Below are 25637 nucleotides of genomic sequence, written 5' to 3'. Positions count from 1 at the left end.
GCCGCGGCGCAAACGCTAGCGGCAGGTCAGCCGCGCCAGGTAGCCGATGACCTCTTCGCGATTGCCGGTAAAGATCACCCGCTCGCGCTTCTTCTCCTGCTGGAAGGCGTACATGGGGTCGTAGTACTCGCGCAGCAGGCCTTCGATCCAGGCGCGGTGCAGGTCCACCGCGCCGCTTCTGGCCTGCTCCGCCAGCGCATCGTCCATCAGCGCCAGCAGGCGCTGGGCACGCTCGCCGCCAAGACGGCGCTGGATATTCGACAGGCTCTGGCGCAGCCGCTCGGCGAACACGGGGAAGCCCTGCTCGGCGCCGTGCAGAGCGACGAACTCGGCCAGCAGGTCGATGACGTAGTCCTTGAGGATGCGTTCGACACGGTTCTCGAAACTGTCCTCCAGCCAGACCAGCGGATATTCCTGCATGCCCCGGCACAGGGACAGCGGCAGCGAGCAGCTGCCCACCATGCGCCCCTCGTCTTCCAGGACGAAATGCTCGAAGCCGGCAGCGCGCTTCTTGAGGATGTCGATGGCCAGCCGGTTGTCGAAGTCGATCTGCCCCGGCTGTGGCGTGGCGTGGCGGCCGAAGCTGGAACCGCGATGATTGGCGTGGCCTTCCAGATCCAGCGCGCTGGGCAGTTGCGCCAGGACTTCGGTCTTGCCGATGCCGGTGTAGCCACCGAGCACCACGAAGCGGCACTGGGCCATGGCTTGCTCGGTGGTATCGATCAGGAAGGTGCGCATGGCCTTGTAGCCACCCACCACGCGCGGATAGTCGATGCCCGCCTCGCTCTTCAGCCACTGCTGGACGATCTGCGAACGCAGGCCGCCGCGGAAGCAGTACAGATAGCCCTCGGGATTGGCGCGGGCGAAGGCCGCCCAGGCCGCAATGCGTTGCTCCTTCACCGCCCCCGACACCAGGCGATGCCCCAGCTCGATGGCCGCCTCTTGCCCACGCTGCTTGTAGCAGGTACCAACCTTTTCGCGCTCCGCGTCCGCCATCAACGGCCGATTGATGGCCTGCGGAAAGGCGCCCTTGCGAAACTCGATGGGCGCCCGCACGTCCATCAGTGGCCGGTCGTTGAGGAAAAGGTCGCGGTAGTTACTGCTGTTTTCTCGCATCAGATCACCTGGACAGAATACTGCTGTCGCTCCGTCAGCTCGCCGATGGGCGAAAGACTCATGCCCAGCTCGGCCGCCACGGAGAGGAATTCCGCCTCGCCTTCCGGGGCCACGGCCACCAGCAGGCCACCCGAGGTCTGCGGGTCGCACAGCAGCAGCTTGTGCAGCTCCTCCAGGGGGGCGGCCCGCTGGCCATAGCTGTCGAAGTTGCGATGGGTGCCGCCGGGCACGCAGCCCTGTTCGAGGTAGTGCTCCACCGCCTGCAGGCGCGGCACTCGGTCGAACGCCACCCGGGCCGACAGGCCGCTGCCGTCGGCCATTTCCAGCAGATGGCCGAGCAGGCCGAAGCCGGTGACGTCGGTCATCGCCTGCACCCCTTCCAGCCGGCCAAAGCGGCTGCCGGCGCGGTTCAAGGTGCACATCAGATCGCGGGCCACGCCGACATCCTCGGCACGCAGGGCGGCCTTCTTTTCCGCCGTGGTGTAGATGCCGATGCCCAGCGGCTTGGTCAGGTACAGGCGCGCGCCGGCGCTGGCCGTGTCGTTGCGCTTGAGGTGTCGCTTGTCGACCAGGCCGGTGACGGCCAGGCCGAAGATCGGCTCCGGCGCGTCGATGGAATGTCCGCCCGCCAACGGGATGCCGGCCGCCTCGCAGGCAGCGCGCCCGCCCGCCACCACCTCACGGGCCACTTCCGGCGCCAGCACGTTCACCGGCCAGCCGAGGATGGCGATGGCCATCAGCGGGTCGCCGCCCATGGCATAGATGTCGCTGATGGCGTTGGTCGCGGCGATGCGGCCGAAATCGAACGGGTCGTCGACGATGGGCATGAAGAAGTCGGTGGTGGAGACCACCCCGCGTTCGCCGTCGATACCATACACGGCGGCATCGTCACGGGAGGCGTTGCCGACCCACAGGGCCGGATCGAGGTTCTGCGCACCGCTGCCGGCCAGGATCACATCGAGCACCTTCGGGGAAATCTTGCAACCGCAGCCGGCACCGTGGCTGTACTGGGTCAGGCGAATGGTCTCGGGCATGGCGTCTCCGGGCGAGGTTCAGATCGGGGCGGGGATTCTAGCGCTCTGTGGGCCCCTCTGTCCGCGCCTACGTCGGGCTTGGCGACGACAGAGGCGCCGCGCTATCGTCCCCCCTTTTGCACGAGGGAACGATATGGGCAAGCGGGTGGCACTGGTGCTGGGCTCGGGCGGGGCACGCGGCTACGCCCATATTGGCGTCATCGAGGAGCTGGAACGGCGCGGCTACGAGATCACCTGCATCGCCGGTTGCTCGATGGGCGCGGTGGTGGGCGGCATCTACGCCGCCGGCAAGCTGCCGGAATACCGCGCCTGGATCGAAAGCCTCGACTACCTGGACGTGCTGCGTCTGGTGGACGTGAGTTTCTCGCTGGGCATGATGCGCGGCGAGAAGGTCTTCGGGCGCATTCGCGAAATCCTCGGCGAGGTGAACATCGAGGACCTGGCGATCCCGTTCACGGCGGTGGCCACCGACCTCACCAACCAGCAGGAAATCTGGTTCCAGGAAGGCGATCTGCACCAGGCCATGCGCGCCTCCGCGGCGATTCCCAGCATCTTCACCCCGGTCCTGCAGGACCAGCGCACCCTGGTGGATGGCGGCCTGCTCAACCCCCTGCCCATCGTGCCGGTGGTCTCCAGCCATAGCGACCTTATCGTGGCGGTCAACCTCAACGCCGCCGGGCATCGCCATTACCGCCTGCCGGAGATCGAGCGTCCGCCCGCGATGCGCAACCGCTTCGAAGGCATGCTCCACCGCCTGCCCTTCATGCGCACCGGCAATGGCAACGGCCATGCGCCGAGCGCTCCCGAGGAGGCCGATCCGGAAGCCCAGCAACCGATCGCCGCGCCGCTCAAACCAGGCTCGCCGCGTTCGGCCAGCGGCACGCGCGTGGTGGACCAGGTCGGTCCGGCGTCGCTGCTGGAACTGGTCAACCAGAGCTTCGAGGCCATGCAGACCTCGCTGGCCCAGTACAAGATCGCCGGCTATCCGCCGGACATCCTGATCAACGTGCCGCGCAAGGTCTGTCGCTTCTTCGACTTCCACCGCGCCCAGGAACTCATCGCACTGGGCCGGCAGATCGCCAGCGACACCCTGGACAATTACGAAGACACGGCCTGACCGTGAGACCTACAGCACCGGCCCGCCCGTCTCGGCGGCTTTCTGCTCCTCCGCCTTGCCGACCCAGTCATTGAGCAGGCTGTAGGCCACCGCCAGCAGGGTGGGCCCGAGGAACAGGCCCATGAAGCCGAAGGCCAGGATGCCGCCGAACACGCCGAGCAGCACCACCACCAGCGGCAGATTGCCGCCCCGGCTGATCAGGTAGGGCTTGAGCACGTTGTCCACGCCGCTGATCACGAAGGTGCCCCACACGGCCAGGAAAATCGCCATGCCATACGCCTCCTGGCCCACCAGCCAAACGGTGGCGGGAATCCACACCAGCGGCGGCCCCATGGGAATCAGGCTGAGCACGAAGGTCAGCAGGGCCAGCGGCAGTACGCCGGGCACCCCGGCAATGGCAAGGCCGATGCCGGCCAGCGCGGCTTGCGCCGCCGCGGTCCCGATGACGCCGTTGACCACCCGCTGGATGGTGGCGGCCACCAGCTCCAGATAGTGGTCCGCGCGCCGACCGATCAGGCGTTCCAGCACGCTGTGCACGAAGGCCGACAGGCGGGGGCCGTCGCGGTAGAAGAAGAACACCAGCACCAGGCTCAGCGCCAGTTCGATCATGCCGCCGGCAATCTGCGCGCTGCGCCCCAGCAGCCAGTTGCCCAGGAAGCCCAGGTGCGGGCGCAGGGCATCGAACAGCGCCGTGCCCTGCTCGTCGAGCTCGCGCCAGGTGTCACGCAGCCAGTCGCCAATCAGCGGAATCTCGACCAGCCAGGCTGGCGCCGGCGGCAGGCCGGCGTCCTGCAGGTCATGGATCAGCGCATTCAGATCACGCAGATGATCCGCCATGTTCAGCCCCAGCAGCACCAGCGGCACCGCCACCAGCAGCATCCAGCCGGCGGTCAGCACGGCAGCGGCCACCGTCTGGCGCCCCGACAGCCAGCGGGTCAGCAAGCGCATCAGCGGCCAGGACGCGAAGGCCAGCACCGCTGCCCAGAACAGGGCGGACACGAAGGGCGCCAGCACCCAAAGGCTGGCGCCCAGCAGGCTCAACAGCAGAATCTGAATCAGCAGGCGGTCATTGCTCATCATCGGAGGTCAGCCGCTCCCGGCGGCACAAGGTGATCAGGGCTCGCGGGGCCCGGGTACGCAGGATCATCAGCGCAGCAGTTCGATACGCAGTCCGTCGCCACCATTCGCCGCCAGCTCCAGGCGACCGGCACGCACATTACGCGCCACCAGGGCGTCGCGCCAGGCCGCCGCCTGGGGGCCGGCCAGACTGACACGCAGGGTGCTGTCGAGGTTCAGGGCCCGCACCAGCACACTGACCCACTCCGGGTCCGGCTCCCCTGACAGGTCGCGCAACGCCAGCGAGCCGTGCTCGCGCAGCTGCCGCAGCAACGTGGCGGCGCTGGGCAGCACCCTGCCCAGTGGGGCGTCGGCGTCCAGGCGCTCGGCGTGCAGGTAGGCGCGGCGGTTGCCGCGGGTGATCATGTACAGCGCCAGCAGGCTGTCGGCACGGGGCTCATCCAGACGCAGCAGCATGTAGCCCTGCTGGTTGTCCGGGCCGTACAGGCGGGCGTTGCCGAAGATGCTGTTGGCCCACAGGCTGCTGGAGCCGCAGTCACGCCCTTCGCACCAGTAGAGCAGTTGCGCGCCCTGCTCGAGCAGCGCCAGACGGGCCTGGGCGAATGCCTCGCCCAGATGACGCTCATCCGGCAGTTCCCAGGTGAGTGCAGTGAGCCGCCCCCGGGTTTCGATGGACTGGTCGATACGCAGACGTCCGCTGATGCGGCTGATCGATGCCTGCGGATAGACGCGCTGAACGCCCTCGCTTTCGCGTGCCTCACTCAACTGCGCTTGCTGCGGCACCGGCAACTCGGGCAACCGCACCTCCTCGGCGTAAGTAACCGGCAGGGCGATGAGATTCAGGAACAGGGAACCGATCAGGAACTGACGCATCCGCACCCCTCACCGGACCAGGATCGACTGGGCGGCTTTCACCTGTTCGGCCTCGGCCTTGGTGCTGGGCGGCACCTGCAGCCCGCGTTGCACTGCAGGCCGGGCCTCCAGCGCGGTCATCCAGCGCTGCAGATGCTCCAGACCGTCCACGCTCACCCCCGCCCAGTCATGGATACGCACCCACGGGAAGGTGGCGATGTCGGCGATGCTGTAGTCGCCGGCCAGGTACTCCACTTGGCCAAGGCGGCTATCGAGCACCTCGTACAGCCGACGGGTTTCGTTCTGGTAGCGCTCGATGGCGGCGGGAATCTTTTCCGGGAAGTAGCGATAGAAGACGTTGGCCTGACCCTGCATGGGGCCGACACCGCCCATCTGGAACATCAGCCACTGGATCACCGTGGAGCGGCCCTTGAAATCGCTTGGCATCAGGCGCCCGGTCTTCTCGGCCAGATAGATCAGAATGGCACCGGATTCGAACACGGCGAAATGGTCATTGTCGCGATCGACAATGGCGGGAATGCGTCCGTTGGGGTTGATCTTCAGATACTCGGGCGCCTTCTGCTCCCGGTTGGCGAAACTGAGCGCATGCACCTCGTAGGGCAGGCCCAGCTCCTCGAGGGCGATGGACACCTTGAAGCCGTTGGGGGTATCGGCCGTATACAGATCAATCATGGCTGCTCTCCACTCACAGTGGCTTGCAGCCTCGCCAGTTGGCCGGCGCAAGTCAAGGCACGGCAAAGGCTCGATTGAAACAGTCTGCGACGGCCTGTGCGCCCGCCTCGTCATCCAGATGCAGGTGATGGCCCCCGGGCAGGCGATGCACAGTGATCGGCAGCAGGGTGAGCCACGTCATCAGCAGCTGTTCACTCGCCAGCATGCCCTGCTCAGCCACCACCAGATCGACCGGACAGCGCAGCGCTTCGACAAAGGCCCGGGCATGCGCGCGGGTCAGGCGCAGCGGGCTGGGCAGGGTCAACCGCGCATCGGTGCGCCAGGTGTAACCGCCCGGCACCGGCATCAGCCCGCGGACGGCCAGCAGTTCCGCCGCCTCGCGGGAAACATCTCCCACCCCTTTCATACGCGCCTCGACGGCCTGCTCGAGGGTGGCATACACCGGCTTGCGCTTGGTGCGCAGGTCCAGCTGCGCCTGCAGGGCCTCGCCAAGCTTCTGCGGCGCCTGCTCGGCCTCGCCGACATAGGGCACCAGGCCGTCGATCAGCGCCAGCCGCTCGACCCGATCGGGCATCGACGAGGCCAGCATCATGGAAATGATGCCGCCCAGGGAATGGCCGAGCAGCGAGAAGCGCTGCCAGCCCAGCTCTTCGGCTACCAGCAGCACGTCCATGACGTAGTCCCACAACTGGTAGCCAGCGCCGGCGCCCCGGTGAGCAGAGTGGCCGTGACCGGCGAAGTCCAGCGCGACGATGCGCAGCCCCTCCAGCTTCGGCGCAAGCCGGGCGAACGTGGCGGCGTTGTCCAGCCAGCCGTGCAAGGCCAGTACCGGCCGGCCATCCTCGGGGCCATACAAGTGCGCAGCCAGTTCGACATGGGGCAGGTTGAGACGGATTTCTTCGACCCGGGCGGTCATGGGGCTTGCTCCTCCCAGCGATGCAACAGGCCGCGCAGCAATTCGGCGGTGTGTTGCGGGCGTTCCAGCGGAAACATGTGGCTACCCGGCACCGAAAGGCACTCGCCACGCGGCAGTCGCCGGGCCAGGCGTACATGATGGGGCAGCACGGTGCGGCTGTCGCGCCCGCGCACCATGGCCAGGGGGACGGCCAGGCGCTGCGGCCTGCCTGGAACCCGGTGCGGCACGCTGCGGTAGATGTCGATTTCGGTAGCCGGATCGAACCTCAGGCGCAGACCATCCTCGGCCGGCGCCAGGCCATGGCGGACATAATCGTCCAGACAGTCGGGGTCGAAACGGCGAAACAGCGCCTTGCCGGCGAAATACGCGCGGGCTTGCGCGTGGTCGGCGAAACGGTCGCGACGGCCCAGGCTACGGCCGGCCGGGGTGAGCCGGTCGATGAAACCGAAGCGTTTGGCGGCGCGAATGGCCAGCCGGTCGACCACCGTCAGCAGCGGCGAATCCAACATCACCACGCCCCGGTACAGTTCCGGTCGACGCAGGGCCGCATGGAAATGCAGGATGCCGCCCAACGAATGACCAACACCCCAGACCGGCCCGTCGAGGCGCTCCAGCGACTCGATCAGCTCGACGACCAGATTGCCCCAGTTGTCATCCACCGGAAAACGCGGGTCATGGCCGTGCTGTGCCAGGCGATGGATACGGTAGTCGGGCTCCAGCCCGGCAAAGAGCTTGCGGTAGGTTTCCGACGGAAATCCGTTGGCGTGGGCGAAGAACAGGACACGGGACATCGGCGGGTCTGGCGGCGTGAAAAACAGGCCGGGATTGTTGCTTTCCCGCAGGCCACCGGCAACGGCCGGAAGCGCCGCACAGGACGGCACTCCGGCCAAGCCAACATCAGGTCGGTGGCTGCGCGACGTGGGGGACCACCGCCACGGTCAGCCGCGCGATACAGCTGGGCTTGCCGTCCTCTCCGTGCAGGCGGATATCCCAGACGTGGGTGGTGCGTCCCAGGTGCACCGGCCGGGCCACGGCGGTGACCCGACCGCTGCGCAGCGCCCGCAGGTGGTTGGCGTTGACCTCCAGTCCCACGCAATAGTGGGTCTGTGGGTCGAGGCACAGGTAGCTGGCCATCGAGCCCAGGGTCTCGGCGAGCACCACCGAGGCGCCGCCGTGCAGCAGGCCATAGGGCTGATGGGTTCGTCGGTCGACTACCATGCTGGCGGTCAGCGTGTCGTCATCGAATGCCTCGAAGCGGATGTCGAGCAGCTCGCCAATGGTGTCAGCCAGCTGGGCTGTGAGCCGCTCGAGATCCGGAGTCTGTCGCCAGATCGCCATGCCCGTTCTCCTTGCCGTCATGCCAGAGCACCGCCTGTGCGTGCTCGCCCCATGCCTCGAAACAGTGGCCGTAATGGCGCTCCACCATGGCCCGGCGGATCTTCAGCGTCGGGGTGAGAAAGCCGTTCTCCACCGCCCACAGGTCGCCAATGATCACCAGTCCCTTGAGCTGTTCATGCTTGTCGAGCCCGGCGTTGACGTCACCCAGCAGCCGATGGAGATGCCCTTCCAGGTGCTCGCGCGCCTGCGCCTTGCCGGTTTCCGACAGCACGCAGAGGGCCATTGGCCTGGGCAGCCCGTCGCCGACGACACAGACCAGCTCGATCTGCTCGTGTTCCGCCAGGCGGTTCTCGATGGGCGCCGGCGCCACGTACTTGCCCTTGCTGGTCTTGAAGATTTCCTTGATGCGCCCGGTCAAGCGCAGGAATCCGCTGCCGTCCAGCTCGCCCTTGTCGCCCGTGCGCAGGAAGCCGTCCTCGGTCAGGGTATCGGCGGTCATCAATGGCTCCTTGTAGTAGCCCTGCATGACCGCCTGGCTGCGCACCTGCACTTCGCCCTCGGTGCTGATACGTACCTCCACGCCCGGATTGCTGCGCCCGATCCAGCCTGGCTTGCGTTCACCCGGGCGGCCGACGTGCGAGTAGCCGCAGTTCTCGGTCATCCCGTAGACCTCGTTGATCTCCAGGCCGAGCCGCCGGTACCAATCCAGCAGCGACTCGGGCACCGGCGCACCACCGGAAAAGGCATAGCGCACGGCATCCAGGCCCAGGCCGGCGAGCACCTTGCACCGCAGCAGGCCGCCGAGAACGGGCAGCTTCATGAGGACATCCAGCCGGCGCGGCGACATGCGCGCGAATACGCCGTGCTGGAACTTGGTCCAGATGCGTGGCACGGCGAAGAACAGGGTGGGCCGGGCACGGCGGATATCGTGAATGAAGGTATCCAGGCTCTCGGCGAAATACACCGTCTGCCCCCCGTAGAACGACACCACCTCGACGAAGATACGCTCGGCCACGTGGCACAGCGGCAGGTAGGAAAGGCCCCGGTCCCCCTCCTGCACACCGAACAGCGCGACCGCTTGCCTGCCGGTGAAACCGAAGTTGCCAAAGCTGTGCATCACGCCCTTGGGTACGCCGGTGGTGCCGGAGGTGTAGATGATGGTGGCCAGCCGACAGGCCTGGGGAGCCGGGTTGTCGGTGATCGGCGTGCAGGCCTGCAGGTCGCTCCACAAATGATCGAAGCGGCCCGTGGGCCGCAGCGGCAAGCCGACGGTGCGTACCCCCTCGGGGACGCCAGGGGCCATGGCCGGCCAGTCGTCCAGCTTGCCGATGAACGCTACAGCGCTTTCCGAGTGCTCGAGGATCTGGCGTACCGACTCGGCGGTGAGGTTGGGATAGAGCGGCACGGAAACGTGTCCGGCCATCCAGATTGCCAGGTCGGCGACAATCCAGTGCGCGCAGTTCTTGGAAATGATTGCGATGCGACTGCCCGGTGCCAGCTCCAGCTGCCGCAGCCAGGCTGCCGCGCGACGGGCCTGCTCGCCCACTTGCCCCCAGGTCAGCTCTTCCACCTGTCCGCCTGCCTGGGGCTGGATCAGGTAGCGCCGATCGGGGTGTCGTTTCTCGCGCCAATAGAATTGCTCTAGCGGCAGCAACGGTTGCGTGATGGCCACCGGCGTCCCTCCATTTTCTTGTTGTTGTTTTTTAGACTACCAAGCACTTGCTTGGTTAATGTTTCACGGGTTCGCCGATTGCGCAAGCGACGACTGCCGCTGCGGCTGCAACCATCACCAAAAAGCTTAGCGGGAAGGCTGGACGAGCAGGTCCATGGCGCCAGCGAGCAGGTAATCCCCCTCCAGGCCGACCAGTGCGGCGGTCCGCATGGGCAGCGGGGACTGGCGGTGGCCGTGCAGCAATAGCCCGGCCAGCGCGCCGACGAAGGGCTGGTGAGTGACCACCAGCAACTCGCCTTCGGGCCGCCGGAACAGCTGACTCAACGCATCCGCGGGGTCACTGTCCGGCGTCAGCCAGGACTGGACTTCCACCACGCCGGGGTAGCCCAGCGTCTCGGCAACCAGCTCGGCCGTCTGGCGGGCCCGCACGTACGGGCTGGCCAGGATGGCTTCAAGGGGTCGCCCGCGCAGCTGGGCTGTGCTTTCCAGCACCTCCCGACGCCCCTGTTCGGTCAGCGCCCGCAAGGCATCCTGCGGGGCGAAGCGTTGCGCTTCGCCGTGGCGCAGCAACCAGAGCCTCATGGGCGGGGCGCGGTATCGTCTGCGGGCTTGACCGGCGCCGGCGCAACCGGCTCGACATCCCGCTCCGGAGCGCGTGCAGCCGGCCAGTCGGCGAATGGCCAGGGCTTGCGATCGCTGTGGAAGGCCTCGAAACGGCCGATCTGGGCCAGATAGCGGCTCAGGCTGTCGCCGAAATCCATCAGCGCCCGGTTCGGTTCGCCCTGCACCAGGCGCACCAGCAGCTGCACCACCACCAGGCAGAGCAGCACCAGCTCGGCAAGATGCCAGACGATGACGAATACCAGCATCCACAGTACGCGTAGCAACAAGGCTTCGCGGCGCAGTTCGGCTTTCGGGTCCTGCATGGTCTTACTCCTCGGTTAGTGATACCCGACCCGATCAGAAACCACTGGCCGGGATGAAATCCACGTCGGTCTTGGGATCGCCACGCATCAGCGCCTCGCTGACCTGGTCCACCGTGCGCCCCTCGAAGAGGATCGCATGTAGACCGGCCACGAGCGGCATGTAGACCTGCAATTCCTCGGCCTTGCCCTTGAGCACCTTAAGGGTGTTGACCCCCTCGGCCACCTCTCCCAGGCGACCCACCGCCTCCTCCAACGACAGCCCCTGCCCCAGGGCGTAGCCCACCTGGTAGTTGCGGCTCTTGGAAGAGAAGCAGGTGACGATCAGGTCTCCGACACCGGCCAGGCCCAGGAAGGTCATCGGGTTGGCGCCCAGACGCACGGCGAAGCGGGTCATTTCCGCCAGGGCGCGGGTCACCAGCATGCTCTTGGTGTTTTCCCCGGTGCCCATGGCGGCGGCCATACCGGACATGATGGCGTAGACGTTCTTGAGCGCACCGCCCAGTTCGACACCGAAACGGTCGCTGCTGGCGTAGACCCGGAAGGTACGGCCATGCAGGGCGTCCTGCACGCGACGGCAGAGTTCCTCATCGGTACTGGCGATGACCGTGGCGGTCAGTGCGTGCTCCGCCACCTCACGCGCCAGGTTCGGACCGGACAACACACCGATGCGGGCCTGCGGCGCGATCTCCTCGAGAATCTGGCTCATCAGCTTGAAGCTCTGCGCCTCGATCCCCTTGGTCGTGCTGACCAGCAGCTTGCCGCGCAGCGCCTCGGCCACTGGCTGCAGGGCCTGGCGCAGCGCGCTGGAGGGCAGCGCCACGAACACCAGTTCGCAAGCGGCCAGCACTTCGGCCAGATCGCTGCACGGCTCCACGCCGGGATGGATACGGATGCCCTTGAGGTAGCGGGGATTTTCCCGCTCGCGGCGCATCGTTTCCGCCTGCTCGGCATCGCGCATCCACAGGCGCGCGATCTGGCCATTCTCTGCCAACAGGTTGGCGATGGCCGTCCCGAAGCTTCCCCCACCCAGAACCGCAATGGGTTGTCGTTCAGTCATTCTTTTATCTCCAGCCACCCCCGTGGCGACGGCGCATTATACGGAGCGCGGCCGTTGCGGACAGTACCGCCTTGCCCGTGGCACCACCGTCTCGGTTAACATGCCGGCCTTTCCTGGCCTGAAACGAGTTGTCCTGTGCCATTCCCCGGATTAGCGAAATCGCTGCCGCCCCTGCTTCTGGGGCTGACCCTGTGCTCTGTGGGTCGCGCACATGCCTTCGAGCTTTTTCTCGGTACCACTGAGCTTCCAGAAATCCTCACCGCCACACGTTTGCAACAAGCCCCCGCTGCCGTGCCCGGCAGCATCACAGTGCTCGACCGCGAGCTGATCCGTACCAGCGGCGCGCGGGAAATTACTGAACTGCTACGACTCGTGCCGGGCATGCTGGTGATTCCCGAGGGTAGCGCCACCACGGTCAACTACCACGGCGGATTGGGTGCCGCAGCGAGGCGCCTGCAAGTCATGGTCGACGGTCGCTCGGTATACCGCCCCGCGCTCGCCCAGGTCGACTGGGTAGACATCCCGGTGGCAATCGAAGATATCGAGCGCATCGAGGTGTTCCGCGGTCCGAACACTGTGAGCTATGGAGCCAATGCACTGTTGGGTGTGATTAACATCATCACCCGCCAACCCAGTGATAGCCTGGGCACCCAACTGAGCTACACAACTGGCAAGCGAGGCATTGAAGACTGGTACGCCAGGCACGGTTTCGGCTGGGACGGTGGCGCCATGCGCATATCCTTGTCCGCATTCGATCATGACCGCTTTGACATGGATCGCCGGGGCAACGACTTTCCGGACAGCCAGCGACTGTCGCGCCTCAATCTGCGCAGCACTCATGAATTGGACAGCCGTCACTCGCTCGACTGGCAACTGGCATTGAAGTCGGGCACCAATCAGGACAAGAACTACGAGTATTCCAATGATTACCCGGCCAACCTGCAGGACCCACGTGCCGATGTCGACGCCCGGGACTACGCTGCCAGCCTGCGCTGGAATATAGACCTCTCCCCTACCCACAGGGTTTACGTGCAGGGGGCGGTGCAGCACTGGGAGCGCATCCAGGAATGGCGCGCCTGCGCGCCACAGATTTATTTCAGTCCCGCTCTATCGCAGCTCTATGGACAATCGCCCTCATACGTCAACGCCCTGATCGCCTATGCCTCCGGGCAAGGCGCGCAACCCGTACCTGCCACACCGCAACAGATGACGTTGACACAGCAGTTGATGCAGGACCTTAGCCTTCTGGGATTCGACGCCTATACCTGCGGCCTGCTCAATGCCAACAGCCGCGAAAACCGGTTCGATCTCGAGGTTCAAGACACGCTGAGTATCGGCGATCACCTGCGGCTAATCAGCGGTACGAGTTACAGGCACGATGCCGTCACCTCGGAAACCTACTTCGACGGCTCGCGCAGCAAGAACATCGCCCGAGTGTTTGGCCATCTCGAGTGGTACGCGACCTCCGAATGGCTCCTTCAAGGCGGCGCGATGTACGAGCATGACAGCATGATCGGCGAATCCCTGTCGCCCCGCGTAGCCGTCAACTATCTGTTTCACCCGGCCCATGGCATACGGGCAGTGTACGCCGAGGCGGTTCGCTCACCGGATATGTTCGAAGAGTCGGCCGACTGGCGAATGCGGGTGCGCAACCTGCAGCCTGCCGTGCTGGGCCAAGGGTCAGCCTATCTGTTCCTGAGCAGTCATGCGCAGGGCGGGCTGCGCCAGGAGCATATCGTTTCCCGTGAACTGGGCTACAACGGACACTTTGCCAACCTCGGCCTGCATTTGGATGTGCGCTTGTTTGACGAGGACATTACCGACCTGATTACCTTCTGGCCCTCGCTTGGCGATCCCAGCCCCACCAATGATGACCGTTTGAGCTTCCGTGGCTGGGAAAGCGATGCCAACTGGCAGCTCGGGCAGAGCGACCGACTGCGTCTGAGCTACGCCTATATCGAATTCCAGGCCACCCACCACTACGACAGTGAGTTGACGCCGCGCCACAGCGGCTCGTTGAGCTGGCTGCGCGAATGGGGCCGAGGCTGGAATAGCAACCTTACCTATCTCGGGGCCGACAGCCTCAACGAAAACCGCTTCGAACGGCTTGATCTGCATGTCACCAAACGGTTCCAGATGGGCAGCACCGGTATTGAACTGAGCGGCACCTGGCAACAGCGCCTGGACGACAACCCACTCGGCGGCCGGAACACCAATTACAAACAGCGCCACGTCTACTGGCTCTCCGCAGGAGTAGAACTCTGACTCCATGACCACTCTTTCAAGGATGAACGCACTGCGGGCGGCTGGCCTTGCGGCGCTATTGCTGGCCGGAGCGCCAGCCGTACAGGCACTGGAGATACTGGTCGGGGCTCAGGAGAGCAGTCCGGCCCTGCAGCGTTTCCTCGTGGGCCTACAGGCCAGCCGGCCGGATGATCGTGTGCAGTTTTCCCGTGCCGAGCAGCTGCCGGCGGTCGCGGACTTGCCACGGGATCTGCGCCTGATCCTCATCGGTCCAGAGCTGCTCGACTGGCGCCAGCGCTCGGTGGAAGGGCCGCCGACTCTGGTCATGCAGGTCAACCGGATCGAAGGACGACAGATCCTGGGGCGCCGACAGCCATTGGGCATCACCCTGCTGTGGGGTGACCCGCCGCTCGCGCGCCAGCTGAACCTGATCCGACTCCTGCTACCCCAGGCCCGCCATATTGGCGTGCTGTACAGCAACGACAGTGCCTTCCTCGTCCAGGAGCTGCGCCAGGTGACGCCCGCGGGCGAGCTGGAGATCAATGCGCACTTCTGGCCGAACACCCGCGACCCCCGGGTTCTCAGCCGCCTGCTCGACCAGAGCGACGTGCTGCTGGGTCTCGACGACCCGCACCTGTACAACCCGCACACCATCAAGACCCTGCTGTTGAGCAGTTATGGCCGGCGCCAGGCGCTGATCGGCCCAACTGCGGCCTTCGTGCATGCCGGCAGCCTGGTCAGCACCTACAGCGATCAGCAGGACTGGCTCGACACCCTCGGCACCCTGCTCGACCGAGATCCCGCCACCTGGCCCCACGAACTCTACCCAGCCCATTTCAAGGTAATGGGCAATACCCGGGTCGCCCTGTCGCTCGGCATCCCCATGACCGATCCGCACCAGCTGGAACAAGCGCTGCAACGCCTGGAGGCCTCCCCGTGAAACGCACCCCTTGGCATTTTTTCTCCTGGCACAGCCGCAACATCCACACCCGCACATTGATGGTGAGCCTGCTGCCGGCGCTTGCGCTCGGACTGCTGCTGATCGCCTACTTCACCCACACGCGCTTGCAGGACCTGCGTGCCGAGCGCGATCAGGTCGGCCAATTGATTGCCGACCAGCTTGCTCCAGCTACCGAGTTCGGCGTCATCACCGGTAACCCGCTGGTGCTGGAGAGTCTGCTGCAGGGCAGCCTGGATACCCCCTATCTGCGTGCCGTGGAGGTCTACGATCACAACGATCGCCTGCTTGCGGTGGGTGGCCAGCCGGCCGCGCCCAATGAGGCAAATGTGTCCCTTTATGTGGCGTCGATTCGCCGCCAGCCGATCCCCCTGAGCGATCCGTTCCTGCCCTTCGGCCGCGACGAGTCCTCGCTGACGGAGGAACGGCTCGGCTGGGTGCGCGTCAGCATGACCGACAACCCGTTCAGCGAGCGCCAGCGGCAGATACTGATCAGCGCAGGCCTGCTGCTGGCCTTCGCCTTGTCCTTCACACTGCTGCTCGCCCAGCGTCTGGCCCGCGGCCTGTCCCGCCCCATCGGCGACATGGACCGCGCGGTGCTGTCTATCGGGCGTGGCCAACAGGTTGCCCTGTTGCCCGAGCCGCGCATTCGTGAACTGGGTGATCTGGCCCGTCATATCAACCAGTTGGCCGTGGCGCTGGCCAACGCCAACCGCGAGCAGCAGATCAGCATTCGCCAGCTGACGCAGGCTCGCGAAGAAGCCGAGGCGGCCAACCGTGCCAAGTCGGATTTCCTGGCCATGATGAGCCATGAGCTGCGCACGCCCATGAACGGCGTGCTGGGCATGCTGCAGCTGCTGGAGACCACTCCCCTGGACCCTGAGCAGGCCGAGTATACGGCGCTGGCCAACGAATCTACCGAGCATCTGCTCAAGGTCATCAACGACATTCTCGACTTCTCGCGCATCGAGCGCGGATCACTGGACTTCGAGCACATCCCCTTCAACATCGCCGAGCTGTTGCAGAACACGCTGCAAGCCTTCCAGCCGGGCGCCCAGCAACGCGGCCTGAGCCTGGAGGCCGACACCCAGCCGGGCCTGGAGCGCTACACCGTGCGCGGCGACCCGACCCGCCTGCGACAGGTCCTGGTCAACCTGCTGGGCAATGCCCTGAAGTTCACCGAGCACGGCGGCGTCCGTTTGGAGGTCCGCTGGCAACCGCTGGATGAATCGCACCTGCGTGTCAGCTGCGCCGTGCACGATTCCGGCATCGGCATCGAGGCCGAGCGCCTGGCACGCATGTTCGACCCCTTCCAGCAGGCCGACAGCTCGATTTCCCGCCGCTATGGCGGCACCGGGCTGGGCCTGGCCATCGCCCGCACGCTGGCGGAGGGCATGGGTGGCCAGTTGTTCGCCCGCAGCCAGCCCGGCAACGGCTCCACCTTTACCCTGGAACTGACCTTCGACTGCACCCTGCAAGGTGCGGAGACGTCGGATCAGGATCTGCCGGACACGGCGCTCGGCGGCGGCCAGCACATCCTCATCGTCGAGGACAATGCGGTGAACCAGGCCGTCACCCAGGCCATGCTGCGCAGCCTCGGCTATCGCATCAGCCAGGCCTACACCGGTCGCGAAGCCTTGCAGCGCGCCGGCTCCGAGCAGTTCGATGCCATCCTCATGGACTGCCAGCTGCCCGAGCTCGACGGCCTCAGCGCGACCCGGGTACTGCGCACCCTGCCAGGCTACGCGCAGGTGCCGGTGATCGCGCTGACCGCCAACGCGCTGCCCGGGGACCGCGAAGCCTGCCTGGCGGCCGGCATGAACGACTACCTGGCAAAACCCTTCAAACGGGCCGATTTACAGCGCCTGCTGCTACGCTGGCTGACCGAACGCAAGGAGTCGCCTGACGGCGAGTGCTAAAGTTTCTGCACTTCGGATTCGCATTTGGCGAACACTTGTATCCCGTTGCCTGTGACTTTCTCGCCCAGGCGACTGTCTCTTAGGCTGATTTGCACCGTCACGCGCGTGCAGATGAACGATTTACCCAGAGCCATGACTGGGACTATTGAGGAACTCGCATGACACAACAGAACGCCTTCACCCGGGAAGACTTGCTGCGCTGCAGCCGCGGTGAGCTGTTTGGCCCGGGTAATGCGCAACTGCCCGCGCCGAACATGCTGATGGTCGACCGGATTACCCATATTTCCGACGTCGGCGGCAAGTACGGCAAGGGCGAGATCGTCGCCGAGCTCGATATCCACCCGGACCTGTGGTTCTTCGGCTGCCACTTCGAAGGCGATCCCGTCATGCCCGGCTGCCTGGGCCTGGACGCCATGTGGCAACTGGTCGGTTTCTTCCTGGCCTGGCAGGGCAACCCCGGCCGCGGTCGCGCCCTGGGATCGGGCGAGGTGAAGTTCTTCGGCCAGGTGCTGCCCACCGCCAAGAAGGTCACCTACAACCTGCACATCAAGCGCACCATCAACCGCTCGCTGATCCTGGCCATCGCCGATGGCAGCGTCAGCGTCGATGGCCGCGAAATCTACAGCGCCGAAGGCCTGCGTGTCGGCCTGTTCACTTCCACTGACAATTTCTAAGGGTCAATCCGTATGCGTCGCGTCGTGATTACCGGCCTGGGCATCGTGTCCTGCCTGGGCAATGACAAAGAAACCGTCTCCGCCAACCTGCGCGCCAGCCGCCCGGGCATCCGTTTCAATCCGTCCTATGCCGAAATGGGTCTGCGCAGCCAGGTCTCCGGCTCGATTGACCTGAATCTGGAAGAGCTGATCGATCGCAAGGTCTACCGGTTCATGGGCGACGCCGCAGCCTTTGCCTATCTGTCCATGCAGCAGGCCATTGCCGATGCCAACCTGAGCGAAGAGCAGATCTCCAACCCGCGCACCGGCCTGATCGCCGGCTCGGGCGGCGCCTCCACCTTCAACCAGATGGAAGCCCTGGACACCCTGCGCGAAAAAGGCGTCAAGCGCGTCGGCCCGTACCGCGTCCCGCGCACCATGGGCAGCACCGTGTCCGCGTGCCTGGCCACCCCGTTCAAGATCAAGGGCGTCAATTACTCGATCTCCTCGGCCTGCGCCACCAGCGCACATTGCATCGGCAACGCCGTCGAGCAGATCCAGATGGGCAAGCAGGACATCGTCTTCGCCGGCGGCGGTGAAGAGGAGCACTGGAGCCAGAGCTTCCTGTTCGATGCCATGGGCGCCCTGTCCACCCAGTACAACGACACCCCCGAGAAGGCCTCCCGCGCCTACGACGCCAAGCGTGACGGCTTCGTGATCGCCGGCGGCGGCGGCATGGTGGTGGTCGAGGAGCTGGAGCACGCCCTGGCCCGTGGCGCCAAGATCTACGCGGAGATCGTAGGTTACGGCGCCACCTCCGACGGCTACGACATGGTCGCCCCGAGCGGCGAAGGCGCAGTGCGCTGCATGCAGCAGGCACTGGCCACCGTCGACAGCCCGATCGACTACCTGAACACCCACGGCACTTCCACCCCGGTAGGTGACGTCGCGGAAGCCCGCGCCGTGCGCGAAGTGTTCGGCGACAAGGCCCCGGCCATCAGCTCCACCAAGAGCCTGTCCGGCCACTCCTTGGGCGCCGCCGGCGTGCAGGAAGCGATCTACTGCCTGCTGATGATGGAAGGCAACTTCATTGCCGGTTCGGCCAACATCGAAGAGCTGGACCCGGAAGTCGCCGACCTGCCGATCCAGCGCAGCACCGTCGAGAACGCCAAGATCGACACCGTGATGAGCAACAGCTTCGGCTTCGGCGGCACCAACGCCACCCTGATCCTGAAGCGCTGGCAGGGCAAGTAAGCCCGGTCGCGGAATTGCGAGAGGCGCCTTCGGGCGCCTTTTTCGTTTCAGTGCCCGTGGAGGGGCCGTAGCAGAACCGCAGGGTAGACAACGGCGCAGCCTTGTCTACCGCAGGGCACCCGCCTTCGGTGGGTAATCGCTGCGCGAGTTACCCACCCTACGGCAGACAATCGCGCCGCGAACGACGCCCTGCTCTCCGCTTGTCCAATCCACCGCAAATGGCCAAGCTTGAGCCTCCGCCCCTTCAGGAGACCCGCCCTTGGACTGGCATTCCCTGCTCAGCCGCGAACGCCTCGGCAAGCCCGTGCACGGCACCGAGGAGCTTGGCCGCTCGCCGTTCCACAAGGACCACGACCGGGTGATCTTCTCCGGCGCCTTCCGCCGCTTGGGGCGCAAGACCCAGGTGCACCCGGTGTCCAGCAACGACCACATCCACACGCGCCTGACCCACTCGCTGGAAGTCAGCTGCGTCGGCCGCTCATTGGCCATGCGCGTCGGCGAGATGCTGCGTGGCGAGCTGCCCGACTGGTGCGACCCCGGCGACCTGGGCATGATCGTGCAGTCCGCGTGTCTGGCCCATGACATCGGCAACCCGCCGTTCGGCCATTCCGGGGAGGATGCCATTCGCCACTGGTTCCAGCAGGCCGGGGAGCGCGGCTGGCTGGACGACCTGGAAGACGACCAGCGCAACGACTTCCTGCATTTCGAAGGCAACGCCCAGGGCCTGCGGGTGCTGACCCAGCTCGAGTACCACCAGTTCGACGGCGGCATGCGGCTGACCTACGCGACCCTCGGCACCTACCTGAAGTACCCCTGGACCTCGCGCCACGCCGACGCCCTGGGCTACAAGAAGCACAAGTTCAGCTGCTACCAGAGCGAATTGCCGGTGCTGGAGCAGATCGCCGGCAAGCTGGGCCTGCCGCAGTTGGAGGAACAGCGCTGGGCCCGGCATCCGCTGGTCTACCTGATGGAGGCGGCGGATGACATCTGCTATGGCCTGATCGATCTGGAAGACGGCCTGGAAATGGAGCTGCTCGACTACGGCGAGGTCGAAGCCCTGCTGCTCGGCCTGGTCGGCGACGACCTGCCGGAAACCTACCGCCAGCTCGGCCCCAAAGACTCGCGGCGGCGCAAGCTGGCAATCTTGCGCGGCAAGGCCATCGAGCACCTGACCAACGCCGCCGCCCGCGCCTTCGTGGACCAGCGCGATGCCCTGTTGGCCGGCACCCTTGAAGGCGACCTGGTGGAACACATGCAAGGACCGGCGCGCTACTGCGTACAGCAGGCCAAGGCCACCGCCCGGGAAAAGATCTTCCAGGACAAGCGCAAGACCCTGCACGAGATCGGCGCCTACACCACCCTGGAAATCCTGCTCAACGCCTTCTGCGGCGCGGCGCGCGAGCAGCATGGTGGCCGCACGCCATCCTTCAAGCATCGCCGAGTGCTCGACCTGCTGGGCAACAACGCGCCCGATCCGAACTGGCCGCTGTACCGGGGCTATCTGCGCATGCTGGATTTCATCGCCGGCATGACCGACAGCTACGCCAGCGAAATGGCCCTGGAGCTGACCGGGCGGGCCCGGCCGATGTGACTGAACGTTGCCGGCGCCTGTCAGTCTACTCAGCGCAGGCCTCCCGCTTCGCTACCCAATGCCGACAGGCCTTACACCAACCGTCACGACACCCGAACCATGCGTCTTCGTATTCCCCATGCCGTGCGCCACGGCTTCTCGGCACCGGTCTGGGGTGTCGCCACCGTCGCCACGCTCGGCTGCGCCCTGCCCCTTGTGCTCGGTCTGGTCAGCGGCCATAACGGCTTCCTCTGGGCGGCGCTGGGCGCGTTCCAGGCGGCCCTGGCCAATCCGCTGCACCGCTACGGCATGCTGCGCATGCTGCTCATCGGTACCCTAGGCGCCCTCGCCGCGGCGCTGGGCTACACCGCCGCCAGCCATCCGCTGTATAGCCTGCTGCTGTTCGCCGCCATGGGCCTACTGCTGGCCCGCCTGCAACGCTACGGCAACGAAGCCGGCAAGCTGGGGCTCGGCCTGGCGGTCTGCCTGTGTCTCGGCCAGGGCAGCCATGGCCAGAGCGACCTGAACAATGCCGGCGCGGTGGCGATGCTGTTCCTGCTCGGTGCCCTGTGGACCACACTGCTGGCGTTCATCCTGCGCGGCCTGCATGCCTTGCGCACCTGGCCTTACATGCCACGCCTGCTGGCGGTGCTGCGCGTGATGCGCCGCCAGGCCCGCAGCGTGCCGCGCCAGCCGTGGCTGCTGCATGCCCTGGCCTGCATCCTTGCCCTGGGGCTGGCCGGGCTGTTCATCGACCTGCTGGAGCTGGCCCACGGCTACTGGCTGAGCCTGACGGTGGTGATCATGCTGCAGCTCAACCTGGTGCGTGGCCTGCGGCCGCTGCTGTATATGGCGCTGGCCGTGCTGCTGGTCAGCGCGCTGATGACCGCCATCGGCCACAGCCTGCAGCGCCCGCTGCTGCTCAGCGCCCTGCTGCTGCCGGTGATCTTCTTCAACCGCGCCTTCCAGGCGAGCCACTACCTGCTGTTCGCCATCCAGACCACCCTGGGCTGCCTGCTGCTGCGCGAAGGCCTCGCCACGGACTGGCTACAGCCGCAGGGACGCCTGCTGAATGTGGTGTTGGGAATTGTGCTGGTGCTGATGATGGCCAGCCTGGTGCAAGCACTGCAGCGGGTGCTGGCGAGAGGGCGCTCGGCATAGCGCCGTCTAGGCGTGACCGCAGGGCCAATTGAAACCGAGCCCCGCCTGTTTTCCCCCGACACGGGTCAACTCGCACTGCCGGTCGGCGCGGCGCAGCAACATCCGGCGGGCACAAAAAACCCTGGAGCCGGTGTGAAGCCGGCCCCAGGGTTCAGTCAACAGCAGGCGCTTACTCAGCCGTAAAAGTGCGCGGCTTGAGCGCTTCGGGCTTGAGGAAGGGCTTGCTGCCGGTGTTGTCGTGGTCACCCAGCAGCTTGCCATTGACGGTCATGCCGTAGTTGGTGGCCTTGTGGAAGGTCGCGTCGTACTTGGCCCGGGTTTCCTTCACGTTACCGGTGTAGCGCGGGTCCTGCGGACGCTCCTGGGTGTCGATGTAGTAGGCCACGTCCCAGGCTTCCTGATCGCTCAGGGTGCCGCGCTGGCCCAGCGGCATGTTGTGCTTGACGAACGCTGCCAGGGTGAACGTGCGAGCGATACCGGCGCCCCAGTTGTAGGAGTTGTCGCCCCATACCGCCGGGAACACCACCTTGCCGTTCTGCACCAGACCACTGCCGTCGTTGCTGTGGCAGAGGCTGCACTTGGCCTCGTACACCTGCTTGCCACGCTTGTAGTCGGGCTTCTGCTGCGGGTCGTTCAGCTTCGGGTAGCCACGGCCATAGATTGGCGCGCTGGGATACATCTCGACACCCTTGGCCAGCCACTGGTGATAGGCGGACAGCGCCAGCATGTCGTCGCTGCCATAGGCCGGCGGCGTGCCGTTCATGGAATAGCTGAAGCAGCCAGCGATGCGCTCCTCCAGGTTGTTCACATGGTTGTTCTTCGGCCGGAAGTCCGGCAGGGTCACCGCCGCCGGCCATACCGGGCCGGCGAACGGCAGGCGGCCTTCGCCCATGTGGCAGCTGCTGCAGTTCATGTTGTTGAACACGTTCTTGCCACGCAGTTGCTGGGTGTTCATGAACAGGTCATGACCCCGGCGGATCACCCGCTTGAGCTCCGGATGGAGCTGGCTCTTCTCCAGGTCGTCCATGGTCGGCGGCACGTGCACCAGCTGGCCTTCCTTGGGTTTGGGCATGTCCACCGGGAAGCGCACGTCGGCGGCGGTCGCGTTCAGGCTCAGCAGGCCCACCGCAATGGCGGCGGACAGTTTCACGAAGGGGATATTCATCGACTCGCTCCTCACTTGGCCGGCTGCCGGGACAGCCACTGGGATACCGCGCGGATATCCTTCTCATCCATCCGCTCGGCAATCGCCAGCATCAGGTGCAGCGGGTCGTTGTCGCGGGTGCCGTTCTTCCAGGCGCGCAGCTGATCGGCGATGTAGCCGGCGTGCTGGCCGGCCAGCGCCGGGAACTGCCCGCCGACGCCCAGGTTGGCCGGGCCGTGGCAGCTCTGGCAGGGCACGATATAACGCTCCCAGTCGCCGACAGTGGCCAGCTTCTCGCCGTGGGCCAGGTCTTCGGCGCTGGCCTGCTCGCCCCCCTTGCCGGCGGTGGCAGGCAGCTGGCTGTAGTACACTGCCACGTCACGTATCTGCTGCTCGTTGAGCATGCTCACGAACGGCATCATGACCGGGCTCTGACGGCTACCGGCCTTGATATCGCGCAGCTGCTTGTACAGGTAGTCGGCATCGAGGCCGGCCAGGCGCGGCCAGGACTGGCCGCCGGCGATGTTCATGCCGCCGCCATCGGGCTGGTGGCAACTGGTGCAGACGGCGGCGGCCTGCTGGCCTGCCTTGGCGTCGCCTTCCAGCGCCTGGGCGGCGGATGCCGCACCCAGCGCCATGGCGAAGGCCAGCGGGGTCAGAAGCTTCTTCATTGTGCTCCCCTCATCGTTGGAGATGTACATCGGGCTGGTCCCGCCACCGCCTCCGAAGACACGGCGGGAAGACCTTATGGAATTACTGCGCCAAATTGCCGCACCTCGATTAAGCAGACATTAACTGGGGTGCCTGCGCTTACCCTCCGAAGGTAGCAAGCCGCGAGTGCTGATCCGGATCAGCACTCCAGGCGCACGCCAAGGCATAATGCCGGCAGGTTTCTGTTACCAGTGGTTGCCATGTTTGTGTTGCTCGTCGAAGACGACCCCCTGATCGCCAGCGGCATCGTCGCCGGACTCCTTGCCCAGGGCCTGACCATCGAGCATGCGGCAAGCGCCGTCGCTGCGGAATCCATGCTGCGCGCCGCCACCTTCGACGTGCTGATCCTGGACTTGGGCCTGCCCGACGAGGATGGGCTATCCCTGCTGCAACGCCTGCGCCGGCAGGGGTTGGCGATACCGGTGCTGGTGCTCAGCGCCCGCGACACCGTCAGCGACCGGGTCGCCGGCCTGCAGGCCGGCGCTGACGATTACCTGCTCAAGCCCTTCGACCTGCGCGAACTGAGCGCCCGCCTGCACAGCCTGCAGCGCCGCGCCGGTGGGCGCTGCGTGAATCCACTCGAACACGGCCCGCTGCGCTACGATCCCAGCACCCGCGAGGCCTTGCTCGACGGCCTGCCCGTGGAGCTGACTCGACGCGAACATGCCCTGCTGGAAACCCTGCTGCACAATCCCGGACGAATCCTCAGCGGCGAGCAGCTGAAGAACGCCCTCTACGGCTTCAGCGACGACGTGGAGAGCAACGCCCTCAACGTGCACATCCATCACCTGCGTCGCAAGCTGGGCAGCCGCATCATCGAAACCGTACGCGGACTCGGCTACCGGCTCGGCGAGCCAGAGCGCAGCGACCCATGAGCCTGCGCCTGCGCCTGACGCTGATCCTCGGCAGCGCCTTCCTGCTGCTCTGGACGCTGGCCGCCACCTGGCTGCTCTACGACCTGCGCAACCAGACCATGCTGGCGCTCGACCAGCGCCTGGCGGCGTCGGCACGCATGGTTGCCGGCCTGGTCGCGCAGTTGCCCCCGGAACTGCTCAACGGCCTGCACGAGCAGCGCCTGAGCGCCGAGCAGCTGGGCATCCCCAATGGCTTGCGCTGCCAGGTCAGTTCGCTGCGCGGCACCGTGCTGGCCCGCAGCCATGCCCTGCCGGGCGCCCCCCTGGAGGTGGACAAGGGCTTTCGCTCCCAGACCATCGACGGCCACCCCTGGCGCAGCTTCACGCTGGTCAGCGACCACGGCCTGCGCATCACCACCGCCGACCGCCTGGAGGAACGCTCGCAACTGGAACGCTCCATCTGGCTGAGCGCCACGGTACCCGCAGTGGTAGCGCTGTTCGGCAGCCTGGCGATTCTCTGGCTGGGCATCGGCCAGGGCCTGGCGCCGCTGACGCGCGTACGCGAAGCCCTGACCCGGCGCAGCGCCGACGATCTGAGCCCGTTGCCCGAGCAGGGTCTGCCCAGCGAGCTGCGCCCCTTGGTGACCTCCCAGAACCTGCTGCTCGAGCGCATCAGCCAGGCCATGGAACGCGAGCGCTGCCTGACCAACAACATGGCCCACGAGCTACGCAGCCCGTTGACGGTAATCAAGACCTGCCTGCAAGTGGCACGAATGACCGAGGGCGCCACCGCCGAACGGGCGCTGGCCAATGCCGAACAGGGCGCCAACCGCCTGCAGCGCACCCTCGAGCAGTTGCTGTTACTGGCGCGTCTGGAGGGCCAGCTGCCACTGGAAGACGACGAACCCCTGCTGGCGCGCGATGTGGCCGAACTGGCCATCCACGATGTCAGTCCCGCGCCTGTCGCGCTGCATCTGCTGGAGCCCCTGCCCGACGCCCCGCTGGCCATGCCCTCGGTGCTGGCCATTACCGCGCTGCGCAACCTGCTGGAGAATGCCGTGCGTCATACGCCAGCCGGCACGGGTGTGGAGCTGTGGGTGGAGCAGGAAGGCGGCCAGGTGCGCTTCACGGTGCGCGATCACGGCCCCGGCGTGCCCGAAACGCACCTGCCGCGGCTCACCCAGCGGTTCTGGAGCCAGGGCAAGGGCAACGGCCTGGGCCTGGCCATCGTCCAGGCCATTGTCGAGCGCTGCGCCGCTCGTCTCGCGTTCGACAACCGGTCCGATGGCCTGCGCGTCAGCCTGAGCGTGCCGCTGCGCGGCTGACACCACCGCGCCGGCTAGCCCCCCGACTAAGCTTGCAGGTACCCGT

Annotated in this window: 24 protein-coding genes; 10 read left to right on the top strand and 14 right to left on the bottom strand. The window is 66.0% G+C overall.

Features of this window, described 5'->3' with window-relative positions:
- Positions 1–15 precede the first annotated feature (15 nt).
- On the bottom strand, positions 16–1116 hold the full coding sequence (mnmH, locus tag AS93_RS0105850; RefSeq protein ID WP_027589734.1) for a tRNA 2-selenouridine(34) synthase MnmH: 1101 nt from the start codon (positions 1114–1116) through the stop codon (positions 16–18).
- Positions 1116–2150 (bottom strand): selenide, water dikinase SelD, encoded by a 1035-nt coding sequence (gene selD / locus AS93_RS0105845; protein WP_027589733.1) that lies wholly within the window; start codon positions 2148–2150, stop codon positions 1116–1118. The genes mnmH and selD overlap by 1 nt, the downstream gene beginning before the upstream one ends.
- Positions 2151–2283: 133 nt before the next feature.
- Here selD and AS93_RS0105840 point away from each other — a divergent pair, with 133 nt between their 5' ends.
- On the top strand, positions 2284–3267 hold the full coding sequence (locus AS93_RS0105840) for a patatin-like phospholipase family protein (protein WP_027589732.1): 984 nt from the start codon (positions 2284–2286) through the stop codon (positions 3265–3267).
- Positions 3268–3276: 9 nt separating this feature from the next.
- Here AS93_RS0105840 and AS93_RS0105835 read toward each other — a convergent pair whose 3' ends face one another.
- From AS93_RS0105835 to AS93_RS0105790, 10 genes are all read right to left on the bottom strand, one after another.
- Positions 3277–4347, bottom strand: coding sequence for an AI-2E family transporter (locus AS93_RS0105835; protein ID WP_027589731.1), 1071 nt, complete (start codon positions 4345–4347; stop codon positions 3277–3279).
- A 66-nt stretch (positions 4348–4413) separates the two neighbouring features.
- Positions 4414–5217: a DUF4892 domain-containing protein gene (locus tag AS93_RS0105830; RefSeq protein WP_039606317.1), complete on the bottom strand. Its 804-nt coding sequence runs from the start codon at positions 5215–5217 to the stop codon at positions 4414–4416.
- 9 nt (positions 5218–5226) lie between these two features.
- Positions 5227–5889, bottom strand: coding sequence for a glutathione S-transferase family protein (locus AS93_RS0105825; protein WP_027589729.1), 663 nt, complete (start codon positions 5887–5889; stop codon positions 5227–5229).
- Between the two features lie 52 nt (positions 5890–5941).
- Positions 5942–6805 (bottom strand): alpha/beta fold hydrolase, encoded by an 864-nt coding sequence (locus tag AS93_RS0105820; protein ID WP_027589728.1) that lies wholly within the window; start codon positions 6803–6805, stop codon positions 5942–5944.
- Entirely contained in the window at positions 6802–7596 is a 795-nt protein-coding gene (locus tag AS93_RS0105815) for an alpha/beta hydrolase (RefSeq protein WP_027589727.1), read from the bottom strand. Before AS93_RS0105815 ends, AS93_RS0105820 begins: the two co-directional genes overlap by 4 nt.
- A gap of 106 nt (positions 7597–7702) precedes the next feature.
- Entirely contained in the window at positions 7703–8143 is a 441-nt protein-coding gene (locus tag AS93_RS0105810) for a hotdog fold thioesterase (RefSeq protein WP_027589726.1), read from the bottom strand.
- On the bottom strand, positions 8088–9809 hold the full coding sequence (locus tag AS93_RS18825; protein ID WP_081798231.1) for an AMP-binding protein: 1722 nt from the start codon (positions 9807–9809) through the stop codon (positions 8088–8090). The genes AS93_RS0105810 and AS93_RS18825 overlap by 56 nt, the downstream gene beginning before the upstream one ends.
- A gap of 132 nt (positions 9810–9941) precedes the next feature.
- A complete protein-coding gene (gene sixA, locus AS93_RS0105800) occupies positions 9942–10397 on the bottom strand; it encodes a phosphohistidine phosphatase SixA (RefSeq protein ID WP_027589725.1) in 456 nt (151 codons plus the stop codon).
- Entirely contained in the window at positions 10394–10741 is a 348-nt protein-coding gene (locus AS93_RS0105795; RefSeq protein WP_027589724.1) for a DUF4389 domain-containing protein, read from the bottom strand. The genes sixA and AS93_RS0105795 overlap by 4 nt, the downstream gene beginning before the upstream one ends.
- A 34-nt stretch (positions 10742–10775) precedes the next feature.
- Positions 10776–11798, bottom strand: a complete 1023-nt coding sequence (locus AS93_RS0105790) for an NAD(P)H-dependent glycerol-3-phosphate dehydrogenase (protein WP_027589723.1) — start codon at positions 11796–11798, stop codon at positions 10776–10778.
- A gap of 135 nt (positions 11799–11933) precedes the next feature.
- Here AS93_RS0105790 and AS93_RS0105785 point away from each other — a divergent pair, with 135 nt between their 5' ends.
- The 7 genes from AS93_RS0105785 (at position 11934) to AS93_RS0105755 (ending at position 21557) form a co-directional block, all read left to right on the top strand.
- Positions 11934–14063: a TonB-dependent receptor gene (locus tag AS93_RS0105785; RefSeq protein WP_081798228.1), complete on the top strand. Its 2130-nt coding sequence runs from the start codon at positions 11934–11936 to the stop codon at positions 14061–14063.
- Positions 14064–14067: 4 nt separating this feature from the next.
- Positions 14068–14982: a hypothetical protein gene (locus AS93_RS18820; RefSeq protein WP_051587352.1), complete on the top strand. Its 915-nt coding sequence runs from the start codon at positions 14068–14070 to the stop codon at positions 14980–14982.
- A gap of 59 nt (positions 14983–15041) precedes the next feature.
- Positions 15042–16919: an ATP-binding protein gene (locus AS93_RS0105775; RefSeq protein ID WP_051587357.1), complete on the top strand. Its 1878-nt coding sequence runs from the start codon at positions 15042–15044 to the stop codon at positions 16917–16919.
- Positions 16920–17077: 158 nt separating this feature from the next.
- Positions 17078–17593 (top strand): 3-hydroxyacyl-[acyl-carrier-protein] dehydratase FabA, encoded by a 516-nt coding sequence (fabA, locus tag AS93_RS0105770; protein ID WP_027589720.1) that lies wholly within the window; start codon positions 17078–17080, stop codon positions 17591–17593.
- Between the two features lie 12 nt (positions 17594–17605).
- The gene (gene fabB / locus AS93_RS0105765) at positions 17606–18826 is read left to right on the top strand and encodes a beta-ketoacyl-ACP synthase I (RefSeq protein WP_027589719.1); all 1221 of its coding nucleotides are present in this window, start codon (positions 17606–17608) and stop codon (positions 18824–18826) included.
- A gap of 259 nt (positions 18827–19085) precedes the next feature.
- Entirely contained in the window at positions 19086–20417 is a 1332-nt protein-coding gene (locus AS93_RS0105760; protein ID WP_027589718.1) for a deoxyguanosinetriphosphate triphosphohydrolase, read from the top strand.
- Positions 20418–20516: 99 nt separating this feature from the next.
- Positions 20517–21557, top strand: coding sequence for an FUSC family protein (locus AS93_RS0105755; protein ID WP_051587351.1), 1041 nt, complete (start codon positions 20517–20519; stop codon positions 21555–21557).
- A gap of 169 nt (positions 21558–21726) precedes the next feature.
- On the opposite strand, the gene AS93_RS0105750 is transcribed toward AS93_RS0105755, so the two are convergent.
- Positions 21727–22722: a c-type cytochrome gene (locus AS93_RS0105750; protein ID WP_027589716.1), complete on the bottom strand. Its 996-nt coding sequence runs from the start codon at positions 22720–22722 to the stop codon at positions 21727–21729.
- Between the two features lie 11 nt (positions 22723–22733).
- Positions 22734–23372, bottom strand: coding sequence for a c-type cytochrome (locus tag AS93_RS0105745; protein WP_037008604.1), 639 nt, complete (start codon positions 23370–23372; stop codon positions 22734–22736).
- 240 nt (positions 23373–23612) lie between these two features.
- Here AS93_RS0105745 and AS93_RS0105740 point away from each other — a divergent pair, with 240 nt between their 5' ends.
- Together AS93_RS0105740 and AS93_RS0105735 are read left to right on the top strand one after the other, a co-directional pair.
- On the top strand, positions 23613–24287 hold the full coding sequence (locus AS93_RS0105740) for a response regulator (RefSeq protein WP_027589714.1): 675 nt from the start codon (positions 23613–23615) through the stop codon (positions 24285–24287).
- On the top strand, positions 24284–25591 hold the full coding sequence (locus AS93_RS0105735; protein ID WP_027589713.1) for a sensor histidine kinase: 1308 nt from the start codon (positions 24284–24286) through the stop codon (positions 25589–25591). The genes AS93_RS0105740 and AS93_RS0105735 overlap by 4 nt, the downstream gene beginning before the upstream one ends.
- The last annotated feature ends 46 nt before the right edge of the window (positions 25592–25637 follow it).

Source organism: Pseudomonas sp. RL (assembly GCF_000647775.1).
GTDB classification, from domain to species: Bacteria; Pseudomonadota; Gammaproteobacteria; order Pseudomonadales; family Pseudomonadaceae; genus Serpens; species Serpens flexibilis.
This window is presented reverse-complemented; position numbering and strand designations above follow the sequence as displayed.

What these genes read in the sequence shown, in the direction of transcription:
- AS93_RS0105840 (WP_027589732.1), top strand. Translation starts at nt 2,284, where the DNA reads ATGGGCAAGCGGGTGGCACTGGTGCTGGGCTCGGGCGGGGCACGCGGC.
- AS93_RS0105745 (WP_037008604.1), bottom strand. Translation starts at nt 23,372, where the DNA reads ATGAAGAAGCTTCTGACCCCGCTGGCCTTCGCCATGGCGCTGGGTGCG.
- AS93_RS0105820 (WP_027589728.1), bottom strand. Translation starts at nt 6,805, where the DNA reads ATGACCGCCCGGGTCGAAGAAATCCGTCTCAACCTGCCCCATGTCGAA.
- AS93_RS0105795 (WP_027589724.1), bottom strand. Translation starts at nt 10,741, where the DNA reads ATGCAGGACCCGAAAGCCGAACTGCGCCGCGAAGCCTTGTTGCTACGC.
- AS93_RS0105750 (WP_027589716.1), bottom strand. Translation starts at nt 22,722, where the DNA reads ATGAATATCCCCTTCGTGAAACTGTCCGCCGCCATTGCGGTGGGCCTG.
- AS93_RS0105790 (WP_027589723.1), bottom strand. Translation starts at nt 11,798, where the DNA reads ATGACTGAACGACAACCCATTGCGGTTCTGGGTGGGGGAAGCTTCGGG.
- fabA (WP_027589720.1), top strand. Translation starts at nt 17,078, where the DNA reads ATGACACAACAGAACGCCTTCACCCGGGAAGACTTGCTGCGCTGCAGC.
- AS93_RS0105825 (WP_027589729.1), bottom strand. Translation starts at nt 5,889, where the DNA reads ATGATTGATCTGTATACGGCCGATACCCCCAACGGCTTCAAGGTGTCC.
- AS93_RS0105815 (WP_027589727.1), bottom strand. Translation starts at nt 7,596, where the DNA reads ATGTCCCGTGTCCTGTTCTTCGCCCACGCCAACGGATTTCCGTCGGAA.
- selD (WP_027589733.1), bottom strand. Translation starts at nt 2,150, where the DNA reads ATGCCCGAGACCATTCGCCTGACCCAGTACAGCCACGGTGCCGGCTGC.
- mnmH (WP_027589734.1), bottom strand. Translation starts at nt 1,116, where the DNA reads ATGCGAGAAAACAGCAGTAACTACCGCGACCTTTTCCTCAACGACCGG.
- AS93_RS0105810 (WP_027589726.1), bottom strand. Translation starts at nt 8,143, where the DNA reads ATGGCGATCTGGCGACAGACTCCGGATCTCGAGCGGCTCACAGCCCAG.
- sixA (WP_027589725.1), bottom strand. Translation starts at nt 10,397, where the DNA reads ATGAGGCTCTGGTTGCTGCGCCACGGCGAAGCGCAACGCTTCGCCCCG.
- fabB (WP_027589719.1), top strand. Translation starts at nt 17,606, where the DNA reads ATGCGTCGCGTCGTGATTACCGGCCTGGGCATCGTGTCCTGCCTGGGC.
- AS93_RS0105775 (WP_051587357.1), top strand. Translation starts at nt 15,042, where the DNA reads ATGGTGAGCCTGCTGCCGGCGCTTGCGCTCGGACTGCTGCTGATCGCC.
- AS93_RS18820 (WP_051587352.1), top strand. Translation starts at nt 14,068, where the DNA reads ATGACCACTCTTTCAAGGATGAACGCACTGCGGGCGGCTGGCCTTGCG.
- AS93_RS0105740 (WP_027589714.1), top strand. Translation starts at nt 23,613, where the DNA reads ATGTTTGTGTTGCTCGTCGAAGACGACCCCCTGATCGCCAGCGGCATC.
- AS93_RS0105835 (WP_027589731.1), bottom strand. Translation starts at nt 4,347, where the DNA reads ATGATGAGCAATGACCGCCTGCTGATTCAGATTCTGCTGTTGAGCCTG.
- AS93_RS0105755 (WP_051587351.1), top strand. Translation starts at nt 20,517, where the DNA reads ATGCGTCTTCGTATTCCCCATGCCGTGCGCCACGGCTTCTCGGCACCG.
- AS93_RS0105830 (WP_039606317.1), bottom strand. Translation starts at nt 5,217, where the DNA reads ATGCGTCAGTTCCTGATCGGTTCCCTGTTCCTGAATCTCATCGCCCTG.
- AS93_RS0105735 (WP_027589713.1), top strand. Translation starts at nt 24,284, where the DNA reads ATGAGCCTGCGCCTGCGCCTGACGCTGATCCTCGGCAGCGCCTTCCTG.